This is a genomic window from uncultured Rhodoblastus sp. (assembly GCF_903903185.1).
In the GTDB taxonomy this organism is placed as follows: domain Bacteria; phylum Pseudomonadota; class Alphaproteobacteria; order Rhizobiales; family Beijerinckiaceae; genus Rhodoblastus.
Window position 1 is genome coordinate 18935 of record NZ_CAIUXT010000119.1, and the last position, 8136, is coordinate 27070.

Consider the following 8136-nt stretch of genomic DNA (forward strand, 5'->3'; position numbering starts at 1 on the left):
GACGCCAAATGGATCGCTGCGAAAACTGCCTGTTCTGGAAAATGGCGCGTCCAAACGAAGGCTGGTGCCTGCGCCGGGCGCCCCTCGCCGCCAGCGAAGCCGAAAGGATCGTCCATTGGCCGACCACCCATGGCGCGCAGGGCTGCGGCGAATATCTGGAGCGCGGCGCGGCCTTCGAAATGGTTGCCTGCGCCGATTGCCGATACTGGCGCAAGCCCACCCAGGGCCTGCAACCGGTGGACCGCAGCGACAAGCCGGCCGCGTGGTGGGCGCAGGCCGGTAAATGCGCCCGTCACGCGCCGACGCCGCAATCGGAGCCCGGCCCGCGGGCATTCTGGCGCGCCAGCCATGCGACGGATTCCTGTGCCGAAGGGCTCCGCGTCTCTCACTCACGGGAATGAACGTCTGGTTGCCCGATCCCGTTTTTGCCTCTCAAAGCGACAAAAGTATAACCCGACTATGTCGAACTGAGCCTTTCCTTTGTGACAAGCAGAAGCGGATCATATCTTTCGCAACGCAGCAAATTCATCTTTTTGTCATAAAGCGCCGCCCCGGTTGCATCCGCCGGGAAGCCGATTATTGCAAGAAAGACACACCCCGACTCTTTCGCCTTGAAGCGGCCATTTTCGGGCCTTGCGCGATTGCCAAAAACCGGACCCCCCTCTAATCCAGTAGCAGTCGATCCGGTGGCAGGAACCATTCGGTCGCGAAAAGTTTTCGAAGAGCCGCAGTGTTTGCTGTGGTTTAGGGCTGGAGCGGTTGGCGACGCACGCGGACGCCGGCCCGTAAACGGGGAGATGGATTATGAAGCACAAATTCATGGCGGCAGCCGCCGTTATATCGCTCATGACGGCCACGGGGGTTTCGCACGCGCAGACCGCCGCTGTCACAACGCTGAAGCAGGAAGCCGACGCGCTCAAGAAGCAGAACGAAGCGCTCGAATTGCGCCTCAACAAGCTTGAGAAGCAGCAGGCCGCGCAGGCTGCCGCCCAGCCCGCCCCGTCCAGCTTCATGGCGGCCGACCTCTCCAGCCTCAAAGGCGTGCTGCCGTCCTGCGCCCTGCCAGTCCCGGATGGCCCGCTGACCTTCTGCGGCATCACCGTGTTCGGCACCATCGACGCCGGCGTCGGGTATACCAACCACGGTCTCCCGATCAACGGCAATCTCTACCTCGGCGACGCGGTTCTGAATTCCAAGGCCCGTAACGCCTATTTCGGCATCAGCCCGAACAATCTGTCTGTTTCGGTCCTCGGCATTAAGGGGGCGACCGAAATTCTGCCCGGCCTGTCGGGCGTGTTCTGGGCTTCGACCAACATCAACCCGCAGTCGGGCAGGCTTGCCAATGCTCCGGGCTCGCAAGTCGACAACAACGGCGCCAGCGTCTTCAATTATTCGAACAATGGCGACGGTTCGCGCGGCGGCCAAGCCTTCAACGACCAGTTGTTCGTCGGTCTGTCCTCCCCGACTTTCGGTCAGCTGACCTTCGGCCGGCATCGGACCTTCGCGACCGACCTCGTCGGCGCCTATGATGCGACCGGCGGCGCGTCCGCCTTCTCGCTCATCGGTTATTCCGGCAGCTACGTTTCCGGCCAGGCCTTCACGGGCAACGGCCGCTGGGATAATTCGTTCAAATACCGCGTCGAATACGGCCCGGTCCACGCCGGCGCGATGTATAAATTCGCAGATGGCAACGGCGGCAGCAACTACGGCTCCGCAGGCGGCAATGTCTGCCTTACCGCGGCGACCGCGGCCGGTTGCTCGGCTTCGACCTTGGTCGGTCAGGTATTCGCCACACCGAAGAACGATGCGGCGCAGTTCAGTCTGGGTGGGTCTTATGCCCACTTCGATATCGATGGCGTCATCGGTTATTACCATCAGGCGATCACCACCTCTATTCTGAGCGCGACTCAAGCGGGCGGGGTCGACACCTTCGTCTCCAATACCGGTTTGAGGACCGTCACTACCGGCAATAACAACGCCAATACCTTGGCTACAACCTCGGTCTCGGACGCCACTGCCGGAGCGATCGGAGCAAAATATACCTGGGAGCAGTTCAAGTTTTATGCCGGCTGGTCGCATATCATTCTGCACAACCCGGCAAACAACGTCGGCATTGGCGCGGATAACGCGCAGGGCGGCTATGTGCTGAGCTCGGTCACCAATAACTCCTTCTACACCGCCAAGCTGCTGGATACGTTTTGGGTCGGCGCGAAATACGCCTATAATCCCCAGACCGATATCGTCGCGGAATATCAGCACGTCAACCAGAACGGCTATGGCAGCCCCGCGAACCTCTTGACTTGCGGCAATGCCACGATCAATCCGGTCACCGGCGGTTCAACACTTGCAAATGGGACCGCCGCCCGCAGCGGCGCCTGCTCCGGCTCGATCAACTCCGGTTCTGTCTTTGTCGACTATCACTTCACCAAGCGCTTCGACGTCTACGGTGGCGTGCTCGTCAACTATTACAGCGGCGGCCTGGCGGCTGGCTACTTCTACACCAGCAACGTCGCTCCGACCGTCGGCGCCCGCTTCACATTCTGATCGCTTGCGCAAAGTCATCGGCGCCAGTCAAGCCTGAAATCAAGTCCCGCGAGCGTTGCGCTCGCGGGACTTTTTATGCGTGAGCGGGTCGCTCGTCACTTGCGAAATCGTTCCGCCGCAACGCGCTGGTTACACCGTCCGTGCGGACAATTCGAGCCATGTGGTAAATTGGTTACATAGTGTGACTGTTTGAAAGTCTTTTCGCTTGGTCGGAACGAATTTGCTCATAAATTATTCAAAAACCGGTCTTTCAGACCAAAAAGCGTCTATTTAAATGGGAGGCGCCAAAATAATGGACTTTTTATCTCGCCTTTCCATCGTTAGATATTTGTCATGCGATGCAACAACTGCATCTTGCAATGTATTCAATTTACCGGATGAGCCGGTAGGGTCAGGAGCGAAGGTGATGAAAAGCAAATTCATGGCGGCCTCGGCCGTTCTGGCGATCCTGACGGCGGGCGTCGCTCACGCGCAGACCGCAGATGTCGCCACTTTGAAGCAGGAAGCCGCCGCGCTCAAGAAAAAGAACGAAGATCTCGAAAAGCGACTCATCAACTTTGAGAAGCAGCAAGCCGCCCAGCCGGCCCCGACCAGCTTCATGGGGGCCGACCTTTCCGGCCTCAAGGGTCCTCTGCCATGCGCCCTGCCATCTCTGGACGGCCCATTGACCTTCTGCGGCATCACCATTTTCGGCACGGTTGACGCCGGGCTCGGCTGGGTCAGCCACGGCCTCCCGGAAAATGGCCAAAACTACGAAGGCCAGTCGCTGATCAACAAATTCACCAATCATGCCCATTTCGGCATCGCCCAGAATAGCCTGTCGCAGACGACGCTCGGCATCAAAGGCGAGCATGAACTTCTTCCCGGCCTGACCGGCGTGTTCATGGCCTCGACCGGCATCAATCCGCAGTCGGGCCAACTGGCCAATATGCCGGGGACGTTGGTCTCCAACCAGGGTCTCAACAGAATCTCCTATTCTTTCAGCGGCGACGGCGGTCGCGCCGGTCAGGCCTTCAACGATCAGCTCTTTGTCGGTCTTGCTTCGCGTGAATTTGGCCAGTTGACCTTCGGCCGCCACCGACCCTTCACGACCGACATGATCGGCGCCTATGACCCCGCCGGCGGGGCCTATGCCTTCTCGCCCATTGGTTTCAACGGGCAATTGCTCGCAGGCCTCGGCGCGACCGAGGACGCCCGCTGGGACAATTCATTCAAATATCGGGTGGTCTATGGCCCGGTTCATTTCGGCGCGATATACAAGTTCGCGGACGGCTCGGCCGGTTGCAATTTCACCGGAACCCTGACGGCGCCCATCGGGACAGCGCAGCAGTGCTTCACGCCGCATAATGACGCGGGTCAGCTGAGCCTCGGCGGCAGCTATGGCGGCCTCGACGTGGACGTCGCGGGCGGCTATTATCATCAGGCCACGATTATGGGTGGCGGCAACGCCCCCTTGAGTTCCGCCCAGCTGACCAGCAGCACGTTCACCGCCATTTCGGGCGCCGTTGTTACTTCGACCGGCAACAATTTGAACACGCTGAACGGCATCATCACCGATACCGCGGGCGTGGCGGTCGGGGCGAAATATACCTGGAACCAGTTCAAGTTTTTTATCGGCTACGATTATGAAAACCTGAACAATCCCGGCGACGCTCTGGGCATCGGAGCCAACAATAATCAGGGCGGCTATGTGCTCAGCCAGGCGAATAATCACTTCTATGCCCACGCGCGGATTCTACAGACTTTCTGGACCGGCGTGAAATACGCCTGGGATCCCAAGACCGACATTACCCTGGCGTATTACCACACCAGCCAGAACCAGTACGGCGACGCAGCGCAAATTGCGACCTGCTCGGCGATGCATCAAAATCTGCAGGCGGCCCAATGTTCCGGCACACTCGATGCCGTTTCGCTTTACACGGTCTATCATTTCACCAAACACTTCGACGCCTACGCCGGCATGCAAGTCTCCAATGTCGAAGGCGGCCTCGCGGGCGGCACCCTGGCGCTGGGCTCGAAAGTGGGAACACCGGTCTCGGCCGCCAACTATGGCAATAATTATTACACCAACTGGGCTCCGACCGCGGGTCTGCGCTACACTTTCTGACGTCTTTCCCGGAAAGCGACCAGGGTCGATTCGGCTTGAAATCAAATCCCGCGAGTTTCGGCTCGCGGGATTTTTTTGGCCAATTTGGCGTCTTGCAGCACAACCACCCTGCGTTCGGCTCTCGCATTGCGCTGCCTGCGTTAGAATTGCCACATCGCCGGAGGAGCGCGACAAAGGCAAGAATCGGACGACCTTATTAATTGACAAAATTTAGCGACGTTATAAATATAATCATCAATAGATCGAGTTTGAGCCGGCGGCGCCGTCCGGCGAGCTTGTCGATTGAAAGACTGAGAACAATGAAAAACCGTCTGTTGGTCTTTTCGGCGTTGTTGCCGGTTCTCGGCGCCGCCGAGGCGCGCGCCGACGACTTGTCCGCGCTCCAGCAGCAGACGTTCGAGCTGAAAAAGCTCAATAGAGCGCTCATCCGGCGGTTGCAAAAACTCGAAAAGCGTCAGATCGCGCAACAGAACGGCCAGCGGATCGGCAGAAGCCTGCCTCTCGCCTCGCTTCCAGAAGCCTTGCTCGCCCAGGCTGCGGCAACGCCGGCGCCCCTGTCGACCGGCGAAGGCCCGCTCACCTGGAACGGAATCACCGTTTTCGGTACAATCGACGCGGGCCTCGGCTGGGCGTCGAGCGGCCTGCCAATCAATGGCAAATATTATCAGGGCGCCGAGGTGGTCAATAGATACGCCCACGACGCCTATTTCGGCGTGGCGCCCAACGGCCTTTCAAATTCGACGCTCGGAGTAAAGGGCACGGAGGAAATCCTTCCGGGGCTGGCCGGCGTGTTCTATGCGTCGACCTTTTTCAACCCGCAATCGGGACAGTTGCAAAACGCGCCCGGCGCGATCGTTGATAACCAGGGCCTCAATCGGAACCAATATTCCAACTTCGGCGACGGTTCGCGCGGTGGGCAAGCCTTCAACGACGAACTCTATTTAGGGCTGGCCAGCAGGGACTTCGGTCAGCTGGCTTTTGGCCGGCAGCGTCCATTGGCCGACGATTTGAAGAACGCCTATGATCCGGTCGCGGCCAACGCCTTCTCGATCATTACCAATTCGGGAGCCTATGTTAGCGGCCTCGGCAATAGCGCGAACGCGCGTTGGGACGATGCGTTCAAATACAGGCTCGAATACGGCCCGGTCCGCTTCGGCGCGATTTACAAGTTCGCCGACGGCAATGGCGGCGGCAATATCGGCCGTGGCGGCACGGTGACGACGTCTACGGTTCCCGCCGCCTCGCCCCAACATTTTGCGACCAAAAACGACGCCGGGCAGGCCAATCTCGGTGGCAGCTACGCCGGCCTCGATGTGGACGGCGTGCTCGGCTATTTCCATCAGGCGATCAGCTCCTCGACGCCTTTGAGCGCCCTTCAGCTTGGCGGCACGTCCACCTTCACCTCGAACCAGTTCACCGTCGCCCACGCAAACCAGGTCACCACCAGCACCGGCAACGCCAATTCCGGCACTTTGTCCTCGACCGCCCAGGACATTACCGGCGGCGCGATCGCGGCCAAATACGCCTGGAACCATTTCAAGTTCTATGCCGGCTGGGCGCACGAAATCTATCATAACCCGTCCAATAACGTCGGCATCGGCGCTCAGGCCAACCAGGGCGGCTATGTGATCAGCTCGATCAACAACGGCGCCTATCCGAACGCCAAGATTCTTGACAATTTCTGGGTCGGCGCGAAATACGCTTATGACGCCAAGACCGACCTCACCGTGGCCTATTATCACACCTGGCAGAACGGCTACGGCTGGGGCGTAAATACCCCCGGCGTTGCGAATACTGCGAGCGCCAGCCTTGCGACCTGCAACCTGCCGGCCTATCTGCCTCAGGCCACGACGATTACGACCTTTGGCGGCGCGAAAACGGTTTATGCCGCACAGAGCGCGCCGCGCAGCTCGACCTGCTCGGGCGCCCTCAACGGCGTCTCGGCCTCCGTCGATTACCACTTCACCAAGCGGTTCGACATTTACGCCGGCATTTTGTACTCGGTCGTCACCGGCGGCCTGGCTTCGAACTATTACAACCCCAACAACTGGGCCCCGACCGCCGGCCTTCGCTACAGCTTCTGAGCGTTTTTTCCCGAAAGTTTTCGACGCCGGTCCGGCCTGAAATCAAATCCCGCGAGCTTCGCCTCGCGGGATTTTTTTTGGCGCGCCGCCTGAATTCTTGCCAATAGCGGCCACCGCGTCTAGCAAGGCGCGAGTGATGCGCCGGGAACCCGTTCGCGCGCGAAAATCGAAAAACGAGGCGGATCATGGCCAGCTATAAAATATTCCTGCTGCCGGGCGACGGCATCGGGCCCGAAGTGACTTCGGAAGTCGAAAAAGTCGCGAAGGTCATTGCCGGCGCAGGCCTCGCGTCGTTCGAATTCGAGAAAGGTCTCGTCGGCGGTTCGGCCTATGACGCCCATGGCGCAGCCATCAGCGAATCCGACATGGCGCTGGCGCAAGCGGCCGACGCGGTCATGCTCGCCGCCGTCGGCGGACCGAAATGGGACAAGGTTCCCTATGACGCGCGCCCGGAAGCCGGCCTGCTCCGGTTGCGCAAGGACCTCGGCCTGTTCGCCAATCTGCGCCCCGCCGTCTGCTATCCGGCTCTGGCCGACGCCTCGGCCCTGAAACGCGAGATCGTCGAGGGCCTCGACATCATGATCGTGCGCGAACTGACCGGCGGCGTCTATTTCGGCGAGCCGAAGGAGATCATCGACCTTGGCAATGGCCAGAAGCGCGCCATCGACACCCAGGTCTACGACACGTTCGAAATCGAGCGCATCGCCGCCGTCGCCTTCGAGCTGGCGCGCAAGCGCGGGAACAAGGTGACCTCGTCGGAAAAGCACAATGTGATGAAATCCGGCGTGTTGTGGAAGGAAGTCGTCACCGGCCTGCACGCGAAATCCTATTCGGACGTGAAGCTGGAGCACATGCTCGCCGACGCGCTCGGGATGCAGCTGGTGCGCTGGCCCAAGCAGTTCGACGTCATCGTCACCGATAATCTGTTCGGCGACATGCTGTCGGATGTCGCCTCCATGCTGACCGGCTCGCTCGGCATGCTGCCCTCGGCCTCGCTCGGCGCGGCCGACGCCAATGGCAAGCGCAAGGCGATGTATGAGCCGGTCCACGGCTCGGCGCCCGACATTGCCGGCAAGGGCGTCGCCAATCCGATCGCCATGATCGGCTCCTTCGGCATGGCGCTGCGCTATTCCTTTGGCCTCGGTGAAGCCGCCGACCGTATCGACAGCGCCATTTCGGAGGTGCTGGCCAGCGGTTTTCGCACCGCCGACATCAAGGGCGAGGCGGCGTCGAGCATCTCGACCTCTGCGATGGGCGACGCCATCGTCGCGGCGCTGCAAAAGGCGCTGTAAGAACGATACTGGAGTCGACCGCGATTCGGCCGAATCGCAATCGACTCTGGATTCCTTTGTTTTCGCAATGTTTTTGCGAAAAACCGGCGTCCACTTTTTCGCACATTGC

5 protein-coding genes are annotated in these 8136 nt (G+C 60.1%); all 5 read left to right on the forward strand.

Annotation, left to right across the window (positions count from 1 at the left end; all coding sequences use genetic code 11):
- Positions 1-8 precede the first annotated feature (8 nt).
- The 5 genes from QZY01_RS10795 to leuB all read left to right on the forward strand — a co-directional run bounded on the left by QZY01_RS10795 (position 9) and on the right by leuB (position 8027).
- Positions 9-401, forward strand: coding sequence for a hypothetical protein (locus QZY01_RS10795; RefSeq protein WP_294536907.1), 393 nt, complete (start codon positions 9-11; stop codon positions 399-401).
- A 403-nt stretch (positions 402-804) separates the two neighbouring features.
- A complete protein-coding gene (locus tag QZY01_RS10800; protein ID WP_294536910.1) occupies positions 805-2544 on the forward strand; it encodes a porin in 1740 nt (579 codons plus the stop codon).
- 406 nt (positions 2545-2950) lie between these two features.
- Positions 2951-4651: a hypothetical protein gene (locus QZY01_RS10805; RefSeq protein ID WP_294536912.1), complete on the forward strand. Its 1701-nt coding sequence runs from the start codon at positions 2951-2953 to the stop codon at positions 4649-4651.
- 299 nt (positions 4652-4950) lie between these two features.
- On the forward strand, positions 4951-6735 hold the full coding sequence (locus QZY01_RS10810) for a hypothetical protein (protein ID WP_294536915.1): 1785 nt from the start codon (positions 4951-4953) through the stop codon (positions 6733-6735).
- Positions 6736-6920: 185 nt separating this feature from the next.
- Positions 6921-8027, forward strand: coding sequence for a 3-isopropylmalate dehydrogenase (leuB, locus tag QZY01_RS10815; protein ID WP_294536918.1), 1107 nt, complete (start codon positions 6921-6923; stop codon positions 8025-8027).
- Positions 8028-8136 lie beyond the last annotated feature (109 nt).

Excerpts from the sequence above, each read along its gene's own strand:
- QZY01_RS10795 (WP_294536907.1), top strand. The coding sequence starts at position 9 with ATGGATCGCTGCGAAAACTGCCTGTTCTGGAAAATGGCGCGTCCAAAC.
- QZY01_RS10800 (WP_294536910.1), top strand. The coding sequence starts at position 805 with ATGAAGCACAAATTCATGGCGGCAGCCGCCGTTATATCGCTCATGACG.
- QZY01_RS10805 (WP_294536912.1), top strand. The coding sequence starts at position 2,951 with ATGAAAAGCAAATTCATGGCGGCCTCGGCCGTTCTGGCGATCCTGACG.
- QZY01_RS10810 (WP_294536915.1), top strand. The coding sequence starts at position 4,951 with ATGAAAAACCGTCTGTTGGTCTTTTCGGCGTTGTTGCCGGTTCTCGGC.
- leuB (WP_294536918.1), top strand. The coding sequence starts at position 6,921 with ATGGCCAGCTATAAAATATTCCTGCTGCCGGGCGACGGCATCGGGCCC.